15 protein-coding genes and 1 pseudogene are annotated in these 20777 nt (G+C 71.2%); all 16 read right to left on the bottom strand.

Going from position 1 to position 20777, the window contains the following annotated elements; genetic code table 11:
• Positions 1-64: 64 nt before the first annotated feature.
• Positions 65-1856: pseudogene (locus ACFVU9_RS13165) on the bottom strand (type IV secretory system conjugative DNA transfer family protein).
• Between the two features lie 553 nt (positions 1857-2409).
• A complete protein-coding gene (locus ACFVU9_RS13160; protein WP_387592933.1) occupies positions 2410-3072 on the bottom strand; it encodes a hypothetical protein in 663 nt (220 codons plus the stop codon).
• Positions 3073-3107: 35 nt separating this feature from the next.
• A complete protein-coding gene (locus ACFVU9_RS13155) occupies positions 3108-4334 on the bottom strand; it encodes a hypothetical protein (protein WP_387592930.1) in 1227 nt (408 codons plus the stop codon).
• A 141-nt stretch (positions 4335-4475) separates the two neighbouring features.
• A complete protein-coding gene (locus ACFVU9_RS13150; protein ID WP_387592927.1) occupies positions 4476-4805 on the bottom strand; it encodes a hypothetical protein in 330 nt (109 codons plus the stop codon).
• A gap of 25 nt (positions 4806-4830) precedes the next feature.
• A complete protein-coding gene (locus ACFVU9_RS13145) occupies positions 4831-8121 on the bottom strand; it encodes a hypothetical protein (protein ID WP_387592924.1) in 3291 nt (1096 codons plus the stop codon).
• 170 nt (positions 8122-8291) lie between these two features.
• Positions 8292-8711 carry a hypothetical protein gene (locus ACFVU9_RS13140; RefSeq protein WP_387592922.1) on the bottom strand — a complete coding sequence of 140 codons (420 nt, stop codon included), beginning with the start codon at positions 8709-8711 and terminating at the stop codon, positions 8292-8294.
• A 1364-nt stretch (positions 8712-10075) separates the two neighbouring features.
• Positions 10076-10822 (bottom strand): hypothetical protein, encoded by a 747-nt coding sequence (locus ACFVU9_RS13135; protein ID WP_387592920.1) that lies wholly within the window; start codon positions 10820-10822, stop codon positions 10076-10078.
• A 95-nt stretch (positions 10823-10917) separates the two neighbouring features.
• A complete protein-coding gene (locus tag ACFVU9_RS13130) occupies positions 10918-12024 on the bottom strand; it encodes a hypothetical protein (protein WP_387592917.1) in 1107 nt (368 codons plus the stop codon).
• A gap of 100 nt (positions 12025-12124) precedes the next feature.
• Positions 12125-13222, bottom strand: a complete 1098-nt coding sequence (locus ACFVU9_RS13125) for a hypothetical protein (protein ID WP_387592914.1) — start codon at positions 13220-13222, stop codon at positions 12125-12127.
• 210 nt (positions 13223-13432) lie between these two features.
• On the bottom strand, positions 13433-14938 hold the full coding sequence (locus ACFVU9_RS13120) for an ATP-binding protein (RefSeq protein ID WP_387592911.1): 1506 nt from the start codon (positions 14936-14938) through the stop codon (positions 13433-13435).
• Positions 14939-14964: 26 nt separating this feature from the next.
• Positions 14965-15414, bottom strand: a complete 450-nt coding sequence (locus ACFVU9_RS13115) for a DUF6238 family protein (RefSeq protein ID WP_387592908.1) — start codon at positions 15412-15414, stop codon at positions 14965-14967.
• Positions 15415-15448: 34 nt separating this feature from the next.
• On the bottom strand, positions 15449-16918 hold the full coding sequence (locus ACFVU9_RS13110; RefSeq protein ID WP_387592905.1) for an SCO6880 family protein: 1470 nt from the start codon (positions 16916-16918) through the stop codon (positions 15449-15451).
• Between the two features lie 142 nt (positions 16919-17060).
• Positions 17061-18500, bottom strand: a complete 1440-nt coding sequence (locus tag ACFVU9_RS13105; protein ID WP_387592903.1) for an ATP-binding protein — start codon at positions 18498-18500, stop codon at positions 17061-17063.
• 20 nt (positions 18501-18520) lie between these two features.
• Positions 18521-19210 (bottom strand): hypothetical protein, encoded by a 690-nt coding sequence (locus ACFVU9_RS13100; protein ID WP_387592900.1) that lies wholly within the window; start codon positions 19208-19210, stop codon positions 18521-18523.
• Positions 19210-19518, bottom strand: coding sequence for a DUF6112 family protein (locus tag ACFVU9_RS13095; RefSeq protein WP_387592897.1), 309 nt, complete (start codon positions 19516-19518; stop codon positions 19210-19212). Before ACFVU9_RS13095 ends, ACFVU9_RS13100 begins: the two co-directional genes overlap by 1 nt.
• A gap of 77 nt (positions 19519-19595) precedes the next feature.
• Positions 19596-20771 carry a C40 family peptidase gene (locus tag ACFVU9_RS13090; protein ID WP_387592894.1) on the bottom strand — a complete coding sequence of 392 codons (1176 nt, stop codon included), beginning with the start codon at positions 20769-20771 and terminating at the stop codon, positions 19596-19598.
• Positions 20772-20777: the final 6 nt, after the last annotated feature.

Below are 20777 nucleotides of genomic sequence, written 5' to 3'. Positions count from 1 at the left end.
GGCTGGGGGCGGCGCCGGCCGGGGAAGAGGCGGGTTCCCGGTCGGCGCCGCCGGGTGGGGTGGGTCAGGCCGAGAGGGTGAAGTCGTCGCGGCCGGTGGCGGCCTTGGCGATGGCGCGTTCGGTGATGGCCTTGGTGGCGCGGGCGGAGGCCGGGCCGATCTCCTTGGCGGAGCGCTCCTTGTACCAGGGCTTGAGGTTGAGCATCGCCACCCGCATGCCGGTCGCGAAGAGCAGGATCTTGCCCTTGGGCAGAGCCCGGATCTCGTCGGGCGGCAGGATCCGCTCGGTGCGCATCGACACCGAAGTCGACTTGCCGCTGCTGGAGTCGGACACGGAGACGGTCTGCACGTCGTGCTCGCCGATCTGCCTCGACAGCTTGTCCGCGAAGTCGGCGTCGTCGATGCCGCTGCCGATGACCTTGATGGTGGCCGCGGACCAGAGGGCGTCCATGCCGGCCTCGCCCCAGCATCGCTGACCCTGCCGGTAGGACTGCAGGATGGTGATCGGGATGACGCCCCGGCTGCCGAGGTGGGAGTAGAGGTCCGGCAAGTCGGCGATCCGGCACACGTTTGCGGCCTCGTCGAGCACGCACAGCGCGGGCGGGTCGAGCCGTCCGCCGCTGCGTTCGGCGACGATGACGGCCGCACGCATCACCGCGTCGGCCGCAGCCGCAATGATCGCTGAGGCGCTGCCGCCGCCGTCCTTGCTGAGCAGGAACAGGGTGTCGCGGGAGGAGGCGAAGTCGAACGGCTTGAACTCCGACAGGCCCTCGGTGGGGGTGACCCACGCCGCGATCTCCGGGTCCAGCAGGCAGCTGGCGTACTGGCGCGCCGTCTCGTAGATCCCGTCACGGGTCTCGGTGGCGCCGGTGACGGTGCCCTGGAGCTGGGCGGCGACCGCGTGGTGGCCGGCATCCGTCAGAAGATCGACCGGGGTGCGGTCGGAGGGGGAGGCAAGCCAGGCCAGCACGTCGGTGATCGGACGCCGGTGGCTCGCAGCGGCCAGGAACAGCGACCCGAGGGTGTTGCTCGCCGCGGTAGACCAGAAGTCGGAGCCACTGGACTCGTCCACGCTCGCGGTGACGAAGTGCCCGGCCAATCGCTTGGCGCCAGCGAGGTCGCGGGCATCCGCGAGGATGTCCCACCACATCTCGCGCGGGTGGTGCGCGATCTGCTGCGGGTCCAGCGTCCAGACCTTGCCGACCTTCGCACGGGCGTCAACGGTCGTGGTGAAGGCGTCGTTCGCCGCTTTGTTGCTGGTGAGCAGGACGGGCCCTGGGGCTGCGAGGATCGCGGGGATCGCGATGCCGCTCGTCTTGCCTGAGCGGGGCGCCATGATGGCGACCATCACGTCCTCCCACGAGGCCCGGACCTCGCCGTTGCCCGGGGAGAGCGTCCCGATGGGGATGCCCCGGTCGTTCGGCGCGACCTCTTTTACACTCCCGGCCGTTCAGGCTCGGGCGCAGGCTACGGGCCTTGGCGGTGATCTCCTTGTTCAGCAGCGGAGCGACGTCCGCAGGCCGGGCCATGCCGCTCTTCATCCCGGCGCGGCGCCGCAGCACGAGGCCGAGCGCGATGCCGCCGAGGAAGACGGTGAGAAGTCCGGGGACCGCGCGTGCACCGACCTGGACGGCGGTCGGAGCCAGGTGAGGCCACAGCCGGTCGGGGTGAAGGAGGGCCTCAGTGGCGTGGAACGGCGCCCAAGGGCCGGACCCGACGAAGGAGTTGGTGAGGTTTCCGGTCAGCCAGGCGAGGCTGCCGAAGACGATGGCGGCGCCGAGGACGCCGAACAGGAGGTAGAGGAGGGCGTCCGTGCCGGAGGTGGTCGACGGCGCGCCGGTGCGCGGGGCGGGCAAGGGGGAGTCCAGGTGGGTGCGAGCGGACGGTGGGCGGGGCGCGCTCGGCTCTCGTACGGATCGCCACGGGGCTGCTCTCCTTCGGGGCAGGGAGGGAGGAACGTTTCAGCGGATACGACTGCTTGGGCGCTCTGCCGCCGCCCTCGGCGGGGCCGGGGGCTGCTGCACGGCGGCGTTCACGGGCGCCGCAGTGGAGGTGGCGAGGGCTGCCGTGCGCCGCAGCTCGGTGGGGTAGTCCATGCCGTCGAGGGCGACGACCAACTGTGGCTCGATGGCGACTCGGTGCTGCTGGACGCCCAGCAGGTAGGCCGCGCCGGAGGCGGCGGTCAGCTGGTCGGCGCTGGGCCGTTCCGGCGGGAGGCTGTAGGAGGCGGGGTTGCCGGGCTCGGGCGGGGCGGTGAAGCCGAACTGGCGCAGGGTGCGGTCGACGAGAGCGGGGGCGTCGGTACGGCAGTCGGCCCAGATCAGGCCGTCGCCGCCGCGGTAGATCTCGACATCGGTGCCGCAGGTGTCGGCGAGGTTCCCATGATGGTCAGTCCTTCTGGTGCTGCTGTCAGCGGGTCCGGCGCGGTGCCGCTGCCGGGCCGGTGACGGGGGCGGTGCTCTGCGCGGTCGCGGTGGTGGTGGACGGTTGGGGGACGCGCCCGGGGGAGCCGGCGATGGCTGCCTGACAGCGTTGGGCCTCCGGCGTGGACGGCGGCACGCTGCCCATGACGTCGTGGAGGAGTTCGCGGGTCCGCAGGACCTGGAACGGCTCGTGGTTGCGGGGGTCGGTGAGCTGAGCCGGCGCGGCGGCGATGGGGGCGACGGCGCCTTCCAGGTCCTGCTGGGCGATGGTCAGCATCTTGTGGGCGGAGGCCAGCCGTGCCCACAGGCCGTAGGAGGTCCCGGCTGCGGGGTCCTCGAAGTCGCCGACCTCGGCCAGGTGGATCCTGGCCCTGGCCCAGTCGGCCGAGGCGGCGACCAGCTCGGTGAGCTGCGTCAGCGGACCGACCAGGGCACCGGTCACCTCCTCGATGATCCCGGCGACCTCGTCCGGGCTCGCGGTGACCTCCAGGCGCGAGACCATCCCGGGCAACGAGAGCGGGTCGGCGGCGGGCGGCGGGAAGTAGCGGACCCGGAGGGGCGGTTCAACGGCCGGTCCGTGGGCGAGGCGGATGTTGTGCTGCATCGCGGCACCGATTGCTTCGCCGATCGACGAGTAATGCTCGGGCACCGGGGCTCCCAGGAAGTAGTAGCGGGCGGGAACGTTCAGCGGAGGCGGCTGGCGGCAACTGCCGGTGCGGGCGCCGGCAAGGCGGAGGCGGCAGCGGCAGGCACGCCCAGGGCGTTGCCGACGGCCGGGGAAGCGGTGCTGCGAGCGAGGGCGGCGCGGGTGCGCAGGTCGTCGGCACTCCGTACCTCGGAGGTGCCTGCTTCGCGGGACATGGCGAGCTGCACCTCGTCGACGGCCCCGGCCAGTTCGGCCTGGGCGGTGACCAGCTGGTCGGACGCGAAGCCGAACCGGTCGGAGAGTTCGAACTGGTCGGGGTCGAGTTCGGTGATCTGCTCGGAGGCGATCTCGAGGGCCTCCTGGAGGCGCACCAGCATCCCGTCGTCCGGGTCGAGCAGCTGGTCGAGCGTCCCGGCGAGCTCGGCGAAGTCCGTGGCGCCGCGCAGCTCATCGGTGAGATTCAGGATCTGCTGGCCTGCGGTGTTGAGCGGTTCGGCGCTGAGCTTGGGGTCGAGGCCGACGGTGTAGCGGGCGGCGCGCAGCATCTCGGTGGCGTGGGTGGCGATGGCGGCCCGGTCGGAGGGGGCGGTGGTGGTGGGCAGCCGGTGGCGGCGGCCGTGCCAGTCGTCGATCTGCTTGAAGCCGGCGTGGCGGAGCAGGGTGGCCGACAGGTCGTCGATGGCGCCGGTGGCGACGACGCTGCCGCTGGGCTCGGCGCTGATGGTGATGGCGGGCATCCGGTGGTCCTTGGCGGTGGTGACGGTGCGGGTGAGGTTGCCGAGTTCGGCGGCGATGCGGGTGCATTCGGCCTGCACGTGGAAGGGGTCGCGGTAGGTGCTGTGGATGTATCCGTCCTCGCGCACGACGGTGGCGACGACGTGCACCGACCGGTCGCCGTTGCGGATCGCGGCCCACCGGCAGCCCTGCGGGTCGCCGTCCGGGGCGAGCCCGGTAGCGGTGACCAGACGCCGGGCGACGTCGACCCACTGGGTGTCGCTCAGGTCCGGGTGGCGAGGGTCGGAGCGCACCGAGCACATCCACACCGGGTGCTTGGGCGCTCGGGCGCCGATCCGCAGGGCGGGGGCATCCAGCACGCCGCCGCCGAGGACCTCCTGCGGGTCACCGAACAGCGGCAACTGCTTGTCGGCGCCGCGGTAGTTGGCGCCGATCAGCCGGGGACGCGACCGGTCACCCGGCGCGTCCAGGCCGTACAGGGTGGGAATCAGCGCGGCCGTGGTGGTGGCGCGCTGCAGGTAGGCGATCACGGCGTCCCCTCTCGGACGGGCGGCGGAGCCCGGCGTGCGGGCTGACGGGGACAGAGTCCGCAGATCTGACGGTTTGGCTCGGCCGCAGATCGGTGATAGGCGGCGGCCATCGGCCGGCACCAGCCGCTGGCTGCGCAGGCGTCAGCGCCGTGAGGCGAGTGCGTGGTCGCGGGCGAACGTCTCGCAGGCGAAGCGGGCGAAGAGTTCATCGTTGTGCAGCCGGGCCCAACGGCCGTCCCTGCGAATGACGGTGGCGACCACGTCGAGGCTGTCGTCGGTGTTGCGTACCGCCACCCAGCGGCAAGCCTCGGGGTCGCCCTCCGGCTCTATGACGGTGGCGGTGAGCACCTGCCGCAGCAGGTCGAACCAGTGGTCGTCGGTGAGCGCGGACTGGGTGGTGCTGCGTATCGAGCAGTGCCAGGTCAGGCGCCGGGCCGGGGTGTGGCCGGTCCGGGGCTTGCGCAGCGCCAACGGCTCGTCCAGGAGCGCCGCCAGATCAGGGACAAGTCTTGCGGTATGACGGTCCAACCGGCACATACTTCGCCCATTCTGCACCTGAGAGCGAACGCTGCACCCGGGAACAAAGCCATGCCGGGGTATCAACCAAATAACCGACGTCCCATAGCTGCGCCGAGCCGTTTCCCAGGTGTGCTAGGTCGGACCATCCGGTGGCGAGTGTCTTGCCGTCCGGACTGAACGCCACCGCACCCACGTAGCCGACATCACCAGTGAGAGGCTGGCCGATTTGCTGATAGGTCTCCACATCCCATAGCCGCACCGTACCGTCGCCTGAGCCGGTGGCGAGTGCCTTGCCGTCCGGGCTGAACGCCATCGCGTTACCGATGCCGATCCTCCCTGCGATTGGCTGGCCAATTTGGTGACGGGTCTCCACATCCCAGAACCGCACTGTAGTGTCGCGGGCGGCGACGGCCAGCGTATTCCCGTCGGGACTGAATGCGACAGCGGTAGTGGGGACGTCGTCGGGGGCGGCGAGAGGTTCGCCGACCTGCTGGTGAGTGTCCACATTCCACAGCCGTGCCGGGCCGTCAACATCGCTAGTTGCCAGATTCCTGCCATCCGGGCTGAACACCAAGCCATTCACGTCGCCAGAAGTGGAGAATGGCTCTCCGATTCGCTGGTGGGTGGCCACATCCCAGAGCTGCACCGTACCGTCGCCTGAGCCGGTGGCGAGTGCCTTGCCGTCTGGGCTGAACGCCACGACATTGACCAGGCCCCCCGGGAGGGGGCGGCCGATTTCCTGCCGAGTGGCAGCATCCCACAGCCGCACCGTACCGGCGGTGCCGCCGAGGTCAGTGCCGGTGGCGAGCGTCTTGCCGTCCGGGCTGAACGCCACCGTAGAAGTGAAACTGCTGTCGGGCAGGGACTGGCCTATTTGCCGAGGGGGCGTGCTGCTCACGTTCCACATACGAACCCCGTCGTACTGGCCGGCCGTGACGAGTGTCCTGCCGTCCGGGCTGAACGCCACCGCGTTCATGTTGCCGGTGCTGGTGACGGGGGGCTTGCCGATTTGCTCGTAGGCGGCCACGTTCCAAAGCTGAGCTGCGTCGTTGCCGCCGGTGGCCAGCGTTTTGCCGTCCGGGCTGAACGCCACCGTGCTGACCATGTCAGCGGTGGTGAGGGGTTGGCCGATCTGCTGACCGGTGGCCACGTTCCACAGGCGTGCCGTGCCGTCCTCGGCTCCGGTAGCCAGCGTCCCGCCGTCCGGGCTGAACACCACGGCCCTCACGACCGTGGTGTTGGCGTTGGTGCCCTTGGCGGTGGTGAGGGGTTGGCCGATCTGCTGTTCGGTGGCCACGTTCCACAGGCGTGCCGTGCCGTCGTCGCCTCCGGTAGCTAGCGTCCCGCCGTCCGGGCTGAACGCCACGGCCCTCACAGCGTTGGTGAGGGCGGTGGTGCCCTTGATGGTGAGGGGTTGGCCGATTTCCTGGTGGGTGGTCACGTTCCACAGGCGTGCCGTACCATCCAGAATTCCAGTGGCGAGTGCCTTGCCGTCCGGGCTGAATGCCAGTGCGAGCACGTCACTGGGGTTATTGAGGGGTTGGCCGATTTGCTGATTGGTGGCCATATTCCATAACCGCACCGTGCCGTCCGCGCTGCCGACCGCGAAGGTGTCACCGTCAGGGCTGAACGCCACCGCATTGCTGGATCCACTGTTCGCGGAAGCAAGATTCTCGCCGATTTGCTGGTGGGTGGCTACGTTCCACAGTCGCGCCGGACCGAAGTGGTTTCCAGTGGCCAGGACCTTGCCGTCCGGACTGAACGCCAACGCCTTCACCATGCCCATGTCTGCGGTGGGAAGCATGCCGGCTTGCTGGCGGTCCGCCACACTCCACAGGCGCACCGTGCCTTCAGCGTTGCCAGTGGCGAGTGTCTTGCCGTCCGGGCTGAACGCCAACGCTTGCGTGCCGGTCGTGTCGCTTGGGAGAGCGGCAATCCTCGGGAGGGCCGCGGTGGTGAGCATCGCGTAGCGGGCTTGCGCGGTCGGTGCTATCCGCCAGGCCACGAGGCTTTCCAGCCTAGCGAGGGTCGGGTCGGTAGCGCCCAACTGTTGGCTTTGGATGCTCAGTTGGTTAGAAATGGCGATATCACGTTGGTGGTTGGTGTCCGCGGCGTTCTGTTGTGCCACCAGCAGTCCCGTGGCTGTGGCTGTGGCGACCAGCGCCAGGGCCGTGACCAGGCGGCCGGTACGGAACCTTCGGGCGTAGCGGTCGGCCTGTCTCAGCGTGTCGGCGAACTTCACATTGCCGGGCTCGGGTGCATTGGCGACGTCGAGCCGGTTCGCCTGGGGCGCGACGAGGCGCAGTCCCTTGCGGCGCGCGGCCAAGAGCTTGGCGTCCATGTCGCTGACCTTGAGGAGGCGTTCACCGCCATCGAGCGCCCCCGTCACCGCTGTCCGTGGCCGCAGCCCGTAGAAGAGGCCGCGAACCCCGGCCACGCTCGGCCGGCGAGACTGCGGATAGCGTAAGAGCTCGCGCAGTCCCAGCGCGAAGGCAGCGCCGAGAGAGGGCCCCTCGATCCGTGGAGGAGGCAGGGGATCGTCGGTCAGGACGATGCGCCACAGCACGCAGCGGCCCTCGCGCCTGGACCCGGCCACGTTCCATGCGTGGCCCACGGAGGCGGCGAACTGCCCATTGGGGCTGTGTACTCCTGTCATCGCCCGCGGATCGGGATACAACCCTGCTGGTCCCGCGGGAAATTCGCGCAGTTCCAGAACGCCGGTGGCCCCCTGCTCCAGGGCCGCGTCTCCAGGTTGGCGGGCGGGCCGTCCGAACACCACCGGCACAGTCACGAGGGGCCTCCTGCGCGGCTCCGCACCTGCCATGAGTAATGCGGCGATTACCAGCATTCTCCTGGGTCCGGTCAAGCGCGCGCCGTCGGCGGGGTGCAGACGCTCGATGCGCTCGATGACGGCGCTCAGCCCGCCCGCGATGCGTGGAGAAAGGCCGGCGACCCCCCTGCCGGACGGCTGCGCTGGCCCGGTGGCGGCGTCAGCAGAGATCAGTCCACTTTGCCCCCACTCCTCCAACAAACGAGCCAGGGCCTGGTCTTGCTCCTCGACGTGGCCTTCTGGTGCGCTCAGTGCTCGGCCCAGCAAGTACGCATGGTCAACCGGCGTTACCGAGCCGGCTGCCCGGTCCGGCGCTGTCGCATTGACCCATGACCGCAGCTCGTCGCTGCCGCTCCCGAACAGCCAGGAGGGATCGGTGCGGACTGCCTCGCTGCAGCACTTCCACCACAGTTGCCTTTCGCCGAGCAGTTCGACCACGACGCCTTGAGGGCTCGTCGCGGTCTTTAGCACGTCCTCAAGAGTGGCCCGATCCGGGAACGGGCCGGGCCGGGGACTCGATCGGTGCCAAGACGACCGAGGTGGCCGAGCAGACCCCAGCAGCGTCGCGTTCAGAGGGCTCTCGGTGCCCTCTTGCTCATCGGCGGCCGTCATCGCAGCGCACCGTCGATCACGCCGCGCAGGTTCTCGTCGACGAGCTCGCGGACTTGCCGCCAGGTATCACGGGTCGCCTCGTTGAGCGCCAACCGGACCGAGTCCGCAACCACCTCGGCGTCCCACACGGTGTCTGAGGTCGCTGGCGAGGGGCTGGACGCTGTCCATGCTACGTCGATACCGAAGCCCGGGAGCCGGACGTACGAAGCGGGAGGGCCGAACTGTCCCTGCATTACAGGCAGGAGCAGCATCCGCTCGCGGCCGTCAACCTGTGTGTAACTGATGGCGGTCACCACCGGCTGCGCGGCATCCACGCCATGCAGCACCAACTCCAGGCTGTACTCGGGCGATAGGACCCCGACCTTGCGCACCAGGAATCCAGTCCGGCCGTCGGGCGACGATGTCTCCAGTACCACGGCGTCACCTCCCGCAGCTGTCAGAACAGTGGCCGAGATGAGCTGAGGCAGCGCGAACCACCCGGAGAGTAGCTGGTCTGCCTGCTGATGGCCTCGGGACGGTCCCCTCCCGGGAATCGGCCCTGGGACGACGGTCGATGCCTCGTGAGTCGGTACTGTGCCAGACCGCGCGGGTAGGTTGAAGCCGATGAACGACGCCCAGACACGATGGCGTAGGGCGTATCCGTTGCGTCCGCGTTCCACCGCTCGCGGGAGGCATGGTAGCCGTCCGCCGATGAACGACTTCCAGGACCGCTGGGCAATGGAACCGGCGCTCATGAAGTCACCTCCCCGTCGAAGGGAGGCAGCCTCGGAAGATCTGGCTGGGCGGGCGCGACACTCGGTTCTTCGCCTTTGGACCCACTACGAAGGGCATCGACGGTGGTGGCAGCCCTGCCCACCTGGGCCAGTAGCGCGGGTGCGGATGCGCCCACGGTCACTGCCGCGTATACCCCGGTGATCTCGGCATGGAGCAGCCACCCCGCCGCACCCCCTAACGCCACGCGGAAGAGCGCGGCGAGCGAGTCTGCCAGCGGATCAACGAACGCACCGATGCGAGGAAGCGGGTCCGCCACGGCCCTCGCCGCATGCCGCGCCTGCTGCCAAGCACGGAGCCGCCCAAAGGTGACGATCGCCTCAGCGATCAGTCCGCCTCCGGCGCCGCAGGCCACGGCCTCAGCCCACGCCAGCATCAATCCCCCTCCCCGCTGGGCATGAGCCCATTGCGCGCCTGGTGACCAGCGCGGTCGGCATCGCAGCCCCTGCCGTCTGGCCACACAGATGACTGATGCCCCATCATGCGCGCATCACATCCGGGTTGCTCCGGAAACGCAAGAACAGCTACGGAAGAACCGCACTATGCCGCTCGGAACCTTTGAGTCCTCGGTGGCTGGAGATGCGCGCAGCACCGTGCGGGCCGGGAGGTGAGGATGGCCGCCACCAGGTGTCCGAACGCGGCGACGACACCGTTGTAGAAACGCTCACTGGGTGGGCTCGGCCAGCACAACGCGGTCACTGAGACTCCCTTGACCGGAGACAGCAGGTGTGGCTCCCGCTGCCGAGACGATGAGCTCGCCAGGACTGAGGGCCGCCGGCACTGCTCACACTCCCAGATGGGGCATTTGAATCAGTTCGTCGACCTGGAGCGGTCTCGGGGTGTCGTCTCGGATCTTCGGGCCGAGACTGACCCTGGCCTCCTTCGTTCCGCCAGCTGCCGGTTGCACGGCCGGGGCTGGTGCCCCACGGGAGGCATTCCGCAAGTCCCAATAGCCGGACTTACCGATAACAGCCATGTGCTCTGCTCCTTGGTGGTAGGGGTGGGTTGGTCAGCGGGCTCGGGCGAAGGCGATGCGAGGGTCGGCCGCCGGCGGCGGCGGGCTCACGGCGACGGCGGTCGACACGGTGGCGGGTGCCTTGAGCGCGGCCTCGTTTGCGCGGAACTTGTGCGTGGTGAACGCCTGCTGGGCCGGGGTGCGCCAGGCGGCGAGGTCCTCGGCGAGATGCGGTTGGACCGCGACCTGCAGGTCGCCTGCTCGGTGTATGGCGGTGGTGGCGGCGGCCATGCGCCCCAGGGACTCGCCCCGGTCGACGGTGACCGGCAGGGTGTAGACGTCGAGGACGTGATTCAGCCGCCAGCCGTGGGCTTCGAGGATCTGACCGCCGCGAACGGCTGCGTTGGCCGTGTCGGCTGTGGCAGCGACGACACCGAGCTGGGGGTGCTCGGCGAAGACGACGTCCGGGCCGGTGTCCGGCGCCGGTTCGGTCGCGGGCAGCCGGGAGTGGGCCTGTTCCCGTGTGCCGGTGTTCTCGACGGGGGTGAGCGCCATGTCGGTGTCGACGCGGTAGCCGGCGCCGGTGAGGAGCTTGGCGGCCCAGGCGGCGCGGTCGGGGGAATCTCGGTGCTGGTCGGTGAGCGCGTACAGGCGCGGGTTGTCGGGCAGTTGCTGGAAGTCGAGGCGTTCGAGGAACCACTGGGCGGCGGCGTTCTGGGTGGGCAGGGAGGCGACGATGCCGTGGGTCGGGTGGTGCCCGATGGCGACGTCGGGCAGTTGGGTGGGTTCGGCGGTAGGCACGGTGGGGCTCCGCGTTGCTGGTTCGGACGGTGGACCGGTGGGTGGGGCGCGGTCTGCAGCGGCGGGGCACAGCGGTCTTCCTTCCTGAACAGGGGTCAGCGGCGCGGGCCGGCAGCGCGGACGACGGCGACCGGGGCGGCGAGGACGGCTTCGGCCGGGTGGCCGGTGAGGGTGCGCGCGGAGGTGGGGGAGGTGGCGAGCGCGGCGAGCACCCGGGTGTCGAGGCCACCGGCTGCGACCAGGGTGGTGGACCGAGTGCGGCCGGGGTGGGCGGTGTGCCGGTCAGCGAGGTCGCCGCGCATCGCCCGGATCTCCCGCACGTACCCGTCCGCCATGTCCGCGATGTAGCGCAGGCGGGCCGCGTAGTGCGGATCGGCGGCGCCGCCCAGCCCCTCCCACCAGGAGGCCGTCTCCTGAAGGACCGCGATGGTCTGGACGAGGACACCGTCACCGGGTGCGGTCAGCTCGCTCAGCGCGTCGACCGCCTCCCGGGTGTGGCCGGCCTCGGCGATGGTGCCGCTGACCTGTGCCAGCGACCGGGCCGGGGGCAGCGCTGGCGGGAGGCTGTGGTCGATCAGGTCCGCCGGGCAGGTGAAGCGGTAGCCCTCGTAGCGCAGGTGGTCGACGGCCCGCGTGACGGCGACCCGGCGCTCGCCGGGGTCGACCATGGCGGCGGGAAGCCGGTGGTGGGTCTCGTGGATACGGAGGACGGGGATGAACCCGGCGCGGTGGAGAGCGGACTCGGCGCCGTCGCGCACGGCCCGGACCTGCTGGCGGGACGGCACACCGAGGCCGTCGAGGTGCTGGTCGACGGCGGCGAGCAGCTTGGGCACGCTGCCCCCGTTGCGGGCGTCGGGCCCCTCCAGCCTGCTGTCGTAGACGACTTCGAACAGCTCAGGGTCGTCGGGGCTGGAGTGATGAGTCGCCAGCCAGTCCGGCGGGGCGTCGTCCGCATGGCCGGACTGCTCCGGCGAGATCACCAGGCGGCTACCGTCGGGCAGGCCGGCGTCGACGATGTAGTCGTCCGCCCCGAAGTCGACTCCGGTCTCAAGGCCCCGCTGTGCGAGGGGGCGGGTGACGGGGAGATAGCGCCGGGCCGGGCCGGTGGCGTTACGGTCGGTCAGGGTGTCCGGGCCGTAGACGTGGGCGGTGACACCGAAGGCGTTCTCGGTGAACAGGACGGTCAGATCGTCGGATCGCATGTCGTGCTCCTGGGGGTGCGCGCCCCGGGGCGCTTGGGGTGGGGCGCTGATGATGCCGAGGACCGCGGACTTGGTCCGGCTGCGAAGCGGTGGTAGGCGGTCACCGCGTGCGGCGGGGCACGCCTGCTGGGGGCGGCGCGGGCGGTGCAGGCGTTACGGAGACGTCGCCTCGGGGACGGCCGGTGCGGGCCATCGCGGCCTTGATCTGCTGCTCGCGGTCCGGCACGGGCAGGGCGATCCTCGGGCCGACGTGCGCGGCGAGCGCGGGAAGCGGGCCGTCCCTGAGCGGCGCGGCGGTCTCCCACGCCTCCTGGTTGCGCAGCCTCTCGGCGCGGGCGCGCGTCCGGCCGGCTTCGGGGCTCGTGCCGACGATGGCTGCCATGGCGCCCTGCCAGGCTTGGCGGACCTCGGCGAGACGGGCGAGTGCGTACTCGGTGGCGGGCAGCCTCCCCAGGTCGGCAGCGACGCTGGGGTCGAGGCGGTCCTCAAGCCGGATGGCTGCTCGGATCCCGGCCACGAGGTGCGGGCCCTGGTCGGTGAGCGTGGTGATGTAGCGCCAGGCGGCGCGGTTGCGGTCGGCCTCCGATTCGAAGCCGCCGACCTCCCCGTGACGGCCCCAGGACGAGCCGGGTTCGGGGATGTAGGCGGGGCTCAGTTGCTGCAGGCCCTCGGCGGCGTAGGTGAAGGCGTTCGTCCGCGCGTGCCAGACGGCTTGCCGGTAGCCGGGCGCGAGCCGGTCCCTGATATCGGCCGCCACGGTGGCTGGCGTCGCGTCGGCGCGGAACACGATGCGGTGCGGAGGCTTCACAGCGCCGAGGCGGCAGTCGGGATCGTCATCGGGTAGGGCCGAGCGGACCTGGAGTTCGTGGCCGGGGCGTGGCCGTACGGCGAGGAACCGCTCGCCGCCGGGGCCCGCGAGGGCGAGGGCGGTGTGCGGGGCCGAGACGCTGTCCCAGGGCGGCGGGCCCCCGCCCCAGAGCCGCTCGCTCAGTTCGACGAGGTCCCGGCCGGGGTTGAGCGGGCAGGGCTGGACGGACCAGCCGGGCAGGTGCTCCGCCAGCTCGGCGGCCAGCGGGGGCACGGGCCCGGAGCGGTGGGGACGGTCGGGCAGGGCCCGACCGTCCTCGTCGAAGTACACCCGCACGTAGGTCTCTTCGCCGAGTTCGGTGTCGGTGCGGGTGTCGCAAGGCTTGAACACGGCGGAGGAGGACACCCACTGGGCGCCGGCGCGGTGGGTGGAGGTGAGTACGGGGTGCCAGTTGGTGTGAAGGGCGGGGCGCTGGTCGGGACGGGCGGCGACCAGTTGCTCGAACTCCGTGAAGTCGGTCGCTGTGAGGTGGGCGTGGTCGAGGTAGGACTCAACGTCGTTGGTAGAAACTCGGGTTCAGGATTCCTGAAGTCGGGCCGGTCAGGCGGCCATGCGGAAGTCGGTGTCGTACAGCTGCTTCTCCCGGGAGTGGAGGAGGTGCTGCACGATGAAGCTCAGGCTGGCGACCTTCCACAGGCCCCGGCCGCGAGTGAGCGCGGCGATGGCCTGGGCCTCGACACCGGTCAGGCCGAGCAGGGCCATGGCGGCGGGGATCTGGTCGGGTTCCTGGCGGTAGATGATCCGGGTCGAGCAGTCGGCCAGGAGGCCCTCGGCGAGGACGCGCCCGCGCGATCCGGCGTCGCCTGCGGACAGCAGGTCCGAGAGCCGGTGCAGGATAAGGAGGTTGGCGATTCCCAATCCTCGGCTGAGCTTCCACTGCTGCTGCATCCGCTCCAGCAGGCCGACGTGCCGCATGATTCGCCACGCCTCGTCGTAGATGACCCACCGCCTGCCGCCGGCGGGATCGGCGAGCGCGGACTCCATCCACGCGCTCGCGCAGGTCATGGCCAGCACCAGCGCCGTGTCGTCTCCGCTGCTGCCGAGCCGGGACAGATCGATGGACAGCATCGGTGCGCTCGGGTCGAAGACCACGGTGGACGGCGCGTCGAACATGCCGGACAGGTCGCCGTGAACGAGTCGACGAAGGGCGTGGGCCAAGTCGTCGACCGCCCGGCCGAGCCCACCGGCCTCCTCGCCGAGCGCGGCGTCGAGGCGCTCCGGGCGGCCGAGGGCATGGGCGATGTCGCCGAGCAGCGGCACCGTTCCCGTCGCCTCGGCGTCGGCAACGACCAGGTCGAGCGCGACGTCGAGGCCGGTGTGCTCCATCGGCAGCAGATCGCGCTTGAGTACGGTGGCCGCCAGGCTCGCCAGCAGCAGGAGGCGGCGCTTGCGGACCTCGCTGGTCCAGTCCTCCTCGCTCACCCCGTCCGGACGCGGCGGTGCGTCCAGCGGGTTCAGCTTGCCGGGGAGGCCGGGGCCCAGGGCGATGGTCTGGCCGCCGAGCGCCTCGGCCAGGCCCGACCACTCGCCCTTCGGGTCGGAGGGCACATAGATCTTGTAGCTGTGGGCGATGGCGCGGGTCGCGATGGACTTGGCGAGCGCGCTCTTGCCCATGCCGATGATGCCGCACAAGATCCCGTTCGGGTTCGTGAACCCCTCTATTCGGCCGCCGTTGTAGAGGGCGAAGGGGTCGTAGCAGAAGCTGCCCTCGGCGTGGAGGTCGCGGCCGATGAAGATCCCCTCGGCGCCGAGCCCGGCCTCCGCGAGGAAGGGGTAGGCCCCGCCGGCGACAGCGGTGGTCATGCGGTGCTGCGGAAGGCGGAGCTTGCCGCCGCGTGCGGAAGCGAGACCGGGGCGGCCGGAGACGGGGTAGGCGGGCCGCAGCTCGGGGTCGGTGCCCTCGCGCTCGCGTCGCACGGTCGGCAGGGTGGCGAGGCGGGCCTTGGTGCGGGCTTCGGCGTACCCGGCACGGGCGGAGCGCCGGTCGGCTCGGGTGGTCTTGCGCGGGACGAACAGGTGGGCGGCGGTGGCGCGGTTCCTGGGCATGGTCACGGATTCCGGGGGGTGAAGGGTCAGCGGCGGACGAGGCCGGTGAACGGGGTGTGCAGGTCGGCGGGGGTGGTGCGGCGGCGGACCAGCTGGGCGGTCTCCTGGTGGCGGCGGCAGATGGTCAGCTCCGGCGCGCCCTCGGGCAGGCGGGCGCGGCGCGCTTCCGGTTCGGGGACGTCGCCGCTGCCGGGCCGGGGTGAGGCGTGGTAGGCGGCGTGGAGGTGGTCGGCGGCCTGCCACAGGCGGGTGCGGGCGGCCTTGAGGTGGTCGCCCTCGGCGGGCAGTAGCGGGGAGGTGCGCTGGGTGTGGGCGTCGAGGAGGCCGTGCAGCGAGACCAAGTGCTCGTGCAGGGCGTCGAGTTCGGCGCGGGAGGCGACCAGCGGGCCGGTCGGGACGTTGAGCGCGCGGTGGAAGTCGATCGCGGCGGTTGCGTACGGGACGAAGTCCTGCGCGACGGGGGTGGTGGCCGGCATCAGGGTGCTCTTTCAGAGGGAGGGCGGGCCGGCATCAGGCGGCGAGGGCGAACGGCAGCGCGGAGGCGGTGAACGCCTCGGCCTGCTGCCAGGTGAGCGGGCGAAGGTCGAGCTGGGCGCCCACGGCGGCGGTCTCCACCACGGCGCAGGCGGAGCGCAGTTCGTCCTCGGTGTCGGCGGAGACGGTCAGCAGACCGGTGAGCGCGACGTCGGCGTGGCCGGCGATCAGCTGCCGCTCGCGGTCCTGGATGTCCTGGTACTCCACCGAGTCGGCCTCGCTGGCCACCTGGCCCTTGCGGGCACGCTCGGCCGAGTCGGCGATCACCGACGCCTTCTTGCGGCGGACATCGCGCATCGCCGAGTCCAGGTCCTGGGGCTCGTAGGCCAGGGAGACGGTGCGGCGCACACCGGAGGCGAACATCAGCTGGTGCAGGAAGCCGGGGTTGACCTGCGTCCTGGGCCAGTTCTCCACCCAGTAGGTGGTGTGGTGGGCGGAGTCGGTCGAGATGTGGTCGGCCTTCTCCACCACGACCACCGGACCTGCGGCGGCCGGGTCGGCGGCCGGACGCCCGTCCTCGGACCAGCGGTCCAGCGCCGCACGGGACTTGGGGTCGTAGGCGGTGCGCGCGACGGCGGCGATCTCCCCGGCGTTCAGCCAGCCGGTCGGGTTGAGGCCGGCGGTGCGGGCGGACTGCTCGAACGCGGAGGTGAGCTGGGCCAGGACCGCGAAGGCGCCGGTCAGGCCGCCTCCGGCCTGGTTGATCAGCCGCCGCGCGCCCTTGAAGTCCAGGGCCACGGCGACGTACGCCTCGTGCGGGGCGGCGGCCGGACCGGCGCCCCGGATCAGCTCCCCGTACAGCTCGCCGGCGAGCGGCGCGTCGGGGTGGCCGTGCTCCTCCCAGTACCGGCGAAGCGCGTCGCCGGTGTCGGGAACGGTCCGCTCCACCACCTGGATGCGGGCGACCTGGCCGGTGCGGGCGAGCGCCGCCAGCGCGCGGCCCCAGCCGTTGACGTTGGCGCTCTGGGTACCGGGGTCCAGGAGGGCGTAGGCGCGGCTGCTGACCTTGACGATCGCGGTGAGGGTGCCGGCGTGCGGGTCGTGGACGGCGCCGTAGCGGCGGTCCGGTGCGGTGACCACGCGCAGGCTGGCCGCGCTGCCGGGCAGGTGGAGCAGGCCCTCGCGCACCGGGCGGCGGGAGGGGCGGGCGAGCCAGATCAGCTGTCCGCGCAGGCGCCGCAGGCCGTAGCGGGCGGCGATCGGTGCCCAGTCGGCGAGGGTGCGGCCCCGGTAGCGGATGAACACCAGCGCGGCGACACCCGCCCACAGGGGTATGAGCTGCAGGGCGCCGGTGACGCCCCGGGTGGTGAGCACGGCGAGCAGCAGCAGGCCGGTGATGGACGTGGCGATCAGCTGCGGCGCGCTCAGGCCGAGCAGGATGCCGCGGCGGCTGCGGTGGGGGAACTTGACGGACGCAGGGGTGGCGTCGGGCGTCGAGGAGGACATCGGGGTTCCAGAGGGGTGAGCATGCGGGCGGCGGGCGGGGGCGCGGCGATCTTCTGGACGTCATCGCGGTGCTCTTTCGAGAGATCGGGCCGGGGCCCGGGGTGGGCGGCGCAGGGCCGCCCACCCCCGGGAAGGGGGCCGGTCAGGAACCGGGCTGGGGCGGCTGGTTCGGGAAGACGAACCGGGCCGGCGGTCCGGCCGGGGACGGTCCTTCGGCTGCCGGTGCGGGCGGCGCCGGGACCGAGGGGGCCGCCGGAGCAGGAGCCGGACCGGGCGCCGAGGGTGCGGGTGCAGCCGGGGTCGTCGACAGCTGCGGCGCGGGCGGAGCGGCGGGCTGGGCCGCGACGCCGTCCTGGCTGCTGCCGGACGACGGCTGACCACCGTCTCCGCCGGGGGCGGCCCGAGTGATCAGGGCCGGGAGACCGGGCCGGGTGACCAGGGCGCGTCCGCGGTCGCCGGGGGCGGCCGGGTCCTCGCCGAAGCGGAACTTCGTCGGCTGTGCGGAGCCCGCGTCGATGCCTTCCTTGCTGATCCGCCCGGTCGGGTCGATGCCGGAGGAGGCACCGCCGCCGTCCGTCCCGGGGACCTTGGCGGGGCCCTGCGGGGCCGGGACACTGGTGCCCATCTGCATCGCGAGGCCGGCGGCGGTCTTCGCGGCCCCGGCGGCCACCGCGACACCGGCGACGCTGGTGCGGTGCATGTCGTCGTGGCCCGAGCCGTCGGTCGCCCAGTGGATGAACTTGTAGCAGGCGTACGGGCAGAGCAGGATCAAAACCATGATCACGACACCGGCCATGGCGTCGGACAGGGCGCTCATCCCGTCCTTGGCGTTCGAGTTGCCGATCGCGGAGATGCCGGTGATGAACACGATGGTCATCAGGAGCTTCGAGGCCACCAGGGTGGCGGTGGCCTCGATCCAGCCGCGTCGCCAGCGCTGCGCGACCTCCCAGCCACCGCCGGCACCGGCGAAGCTGGCGAGCACGACCAGGACCAGGATGCCGACCTTGCGCGCGACCATCGTGCCCCAGTAGAGGAACGCGCCGATCGCGCACCCGATGGCGACCAGGGATGGGATCGCCCAGCCGAGGCCGTACATGAAGCCGAGTTCGGAGACCTTGATGATCCGCCTGATCGCGTCCTCCAACGTGGTCCCGGCGGCCTTGAACAGGCTGTCGGACAAAGCGTCGACGACCGTCACCGCCACGGAGGTGAAGGAGATCGCGCCGAAGGAGAACAGCACGCCGGTCATCGTGCCCCAGGCCGCGCGGGCCAGCGCCCGGTCATCACGGCGCCAGGCGGCGATGATCAACTGCGCACAGAACGTACCAACCGTGAGGATCAAGCCGATCGGCAGGATCAACTCGTAGTTCTGCCTGAACCAACCGGCGTTGAGGTCGATGCCGGTCGTCTGGTTGACCCCCTGCGAGGCGAGGTTGACGGCACTGGTCGCCAGCTCCGTCATCGACTTGGTGATCCACGCACCGATGCCGTCGGTGATGCTCTTGCCCGGATCCGAGACGAAGTTGATGGCATCAACCGCGTCGCAGACCTGGCTGATCATGGGGACGTCGCAGACACCCATGGGAGAACCTCCTTATGGGGTCAGGGCGACACTGTCGGCAGCACGCCGACCAAAGCGCAGGGACGGTCGGGGCGGCACTGGACGGCCAGGGTGGACGAGCGGTCCTCGGCCCCGCCCTGCGGAGCGCCGTTCCAGGAGATCGACTGCTTGCCGGTGACGGTGACGGCGTAGATGTACGCCTGCTTGATCGCCCCCGGATCAGCCTGCAGCGCCCTGGTGAACGCGTCCGGGAAGTGCGCCTCCTCCGCGGTCGCGGTGGCGAACTGACCGGAGTCGGCCATCCGTCCCCACAGCAGCGGCGAGGGCACCAGGCGGTCCACCGAGTCGGCGTCCGCGTAACTCGCCTCGGTCGTCAGCCAGCGGTGGAGGCCGGCCACCAGCTCCGGCTGCGAGTACGCGCGGGTGTCGTACGACCACAGCGCCACCACCGCAGCCTTCGCGTAGGCGATCGGATCGTGCGTCGACGGCGGCGACGGAACCGAGCCGGCACCGCCCGTCGGCACCGTCGACGGGGGCGCCCCGGCGGAGGAGGGCGAACTGGCCACCGGAGAAGCGGGCTTGGGCGCGCTTCGGGAGTCGCGGGTGAAGTAGGCGAGGGCGCCGGCCAGGACGACGAGGACCACAAGGACCACGAGGCCGAGCAGCGCCCGGCGGCGCACGCGCGATGCGCCGCCGGACACGCCTTCACGGGTGAAGGAACGATTCTGCATCAGTGGACCTGGCCGCCAAGGCCCGAGAAGAACGCCACGATTCCGTTCGCCGCGCCGATCAGCAGAGCGGCGCCCGCGCTGACCAGTACGCCCTTCTTGCCGTTGGCCTCGGCCTGGTGGCCGCCCGAGTGGTGGCCCCAGGCCCACACTCCGGCGCTCACCGCGAGCGCGCCGACGATCGCGATGATCCCGAACAGGTTGATCGAGCCCATCACCTGCTTGAGAACCGAGAGGCCGGGCAGGCCGCCCTCGTTCGGGGTGATGCCGGGGTCGAAGGCGAGCTGCGTGGCCGCGTTCGCGAGAAACATGGGTACTCCAGTTCGAATACGGGCGGGCGAAGGCCCGGAGGGACAGAGGGGAAAGGGAGGGAGGGGAGAAGCGCCGGTCAGACGACGCGGCGGGCGGCGAGAATCTGTGGCCGCCATTCGGCGAGGGTCGAGATCTTGACCACGTCGCCTGTGTGCGGGGCCTGAACGATCAGGCCGCCGCCGATGAACATACCGACGTGCTCGGGCACTTGGGCTGCTCCCTCGGTGAACAGCAGATCACCGGGCTTCAACGAGTCCACCGTCACCGGCTGGCCCTCGCCGACCTGGGTGTAGGTCGTTCGCGAGAGCGTGACCCCGGCCGCCCGGTAGGACGCCTGCATCAGCGAGGAGCAGTCACACCTGCCCATCGGGTCGGCGCCATGGGGATCGTTGCAGTTGCCGCCCCACTGGTACGGGGTGCCCAACTGGCCGAGCGCCCAACGGATCGCGGTCTGGATCTGCGGGGGAGCGTCGGTCGGGATCGTGTACCCGGCCGGGAGCGAGCCCGCCGGAATGGTCCCGAAGTTGCTGCCGTCGGCGCCCGACCCGCAGCCGTCGGTGCTCGGTGAGGGGCTCGCGGTGCCTCCGCCCGAAGGAGTCGGCGCCGGGGTCGGGCTCCCACCAGGTGGCGGTGAGGCGGTGCCGGTGGGGGTGAGCAGCGGCTCGATCGCCTTCTGCAGCGCGGTCGCCAGCGGTTCCCACTTCGCGTACGCGTCGGGGAAACCGCTGCGCTGCACCGCCTGCGCGGCCTGGGTGACGGTCATCGACTGCCAGCCGCTGACCTGCTGGAGCGCCTCGTAGAACTTCGTCGAGGCGTACACCGGCTGCATGATCTGCGCCGCCGTTCCCCAGCCCTGCGAGGGCCGCTGCTGGAACAGGCCCAGCGAATCACGGTCCCCGTAGTTGATGTTCCGAAGTCCGCTCTCCTGGAGCGCCGTTGCCAGGGCGACGATCTGCCCGCGGGCGGGGATATGCATCGCGACACCGGTGGCCTGGATCGTCTTGGCGTTCGGGATCTGCTCGTCCGGCTTGTCCAGCCCGGCCACGTTCGGCGCCGACAGCGGGCTGGAGCCCTTGAGGATCGACTCCACCTGTGCCGCGACGGCGGAACTGTCCACTCCCTGCGCGCCGCCGGGCGGACACGAGGCGGACGCGGCCGATGCGTTGCCCGCGCCGACGATCACCACCGGCAGGGCGAGCAGCAGCGGGCCGCAGGCGAGGACACCGACGAGCGCGCCGGCGGTCTTCTTCACGGCCGC

The organism is Kitasatospora sp. NPDC057936 (assembly GCF_042887525.1).
Lineage (GTDB): Bacteria > Actinomycetota > Actinomycetes > Streptomycetales > Streptomycetaceae > Kitasatospora.
The sequence above is the reverse complement of the archived record's forward strand: the minus strand, read 5'-3'. Positions and strand labels throughout refer to the sequence as shown.

Excerpts from the sequence above, each read along its gene's own strand:
- ACFVU9_RS13130 (WP_387592917.1), bottom strand. The coding sequence starts at position 12,024 with ATGCGATCCGACGATCTGACCGTCCTGTTCACCGAGAACGCCTTCGGT.
- ACFVU9_RS13105 (WP_387592903.1), bottom strand. The coding sequence starts at position 18,500 with ATGGGTGTCTGCGACGTCCCCATGATCAGCCAGGTCTGCGACGCGGTT.
- ACFVU9_RS13095 (WP_387592897.1), bottom strand. The coding sequence starts at position 19,518 with ATGTTTCTCGCGAACGCGGCCACGCAGCTCGCCTTCGACCCCGGCATC.
- ACFVU9_RS13110 (WP_387592905.1), bottom strand. The coding sequence starts at position 16,918 with ATGTCCTCCTCGACGCCCGACGCCACCCCTGCGTCCGTCAAGTTCCCC.
- ACFVU9_RS13100 (WP_387592900.1), bottom strand. The coding sequence starts at position 19,210 with ATGCAGAATCGTTCCTTCACCCGTGAAGGCGTGTCCGGCGGCGCATCG.
- ACFVU9_RS13115 (WP_387592908.1), bottom strand. The coding sequence starts at position 15,414 with ATGCCGGCCACCACCCCCGTCGCGCAGGACTTCGTCCCGTACGCAACC.
- ACFVU9_RS13120 (WP_387592911.1), bottom strand. The coding sequence starts at position 14,938 with ATGCCCAGGAACCGCGCCACCGCCGCCCACCTGTTCGTCCCGCGCAAG.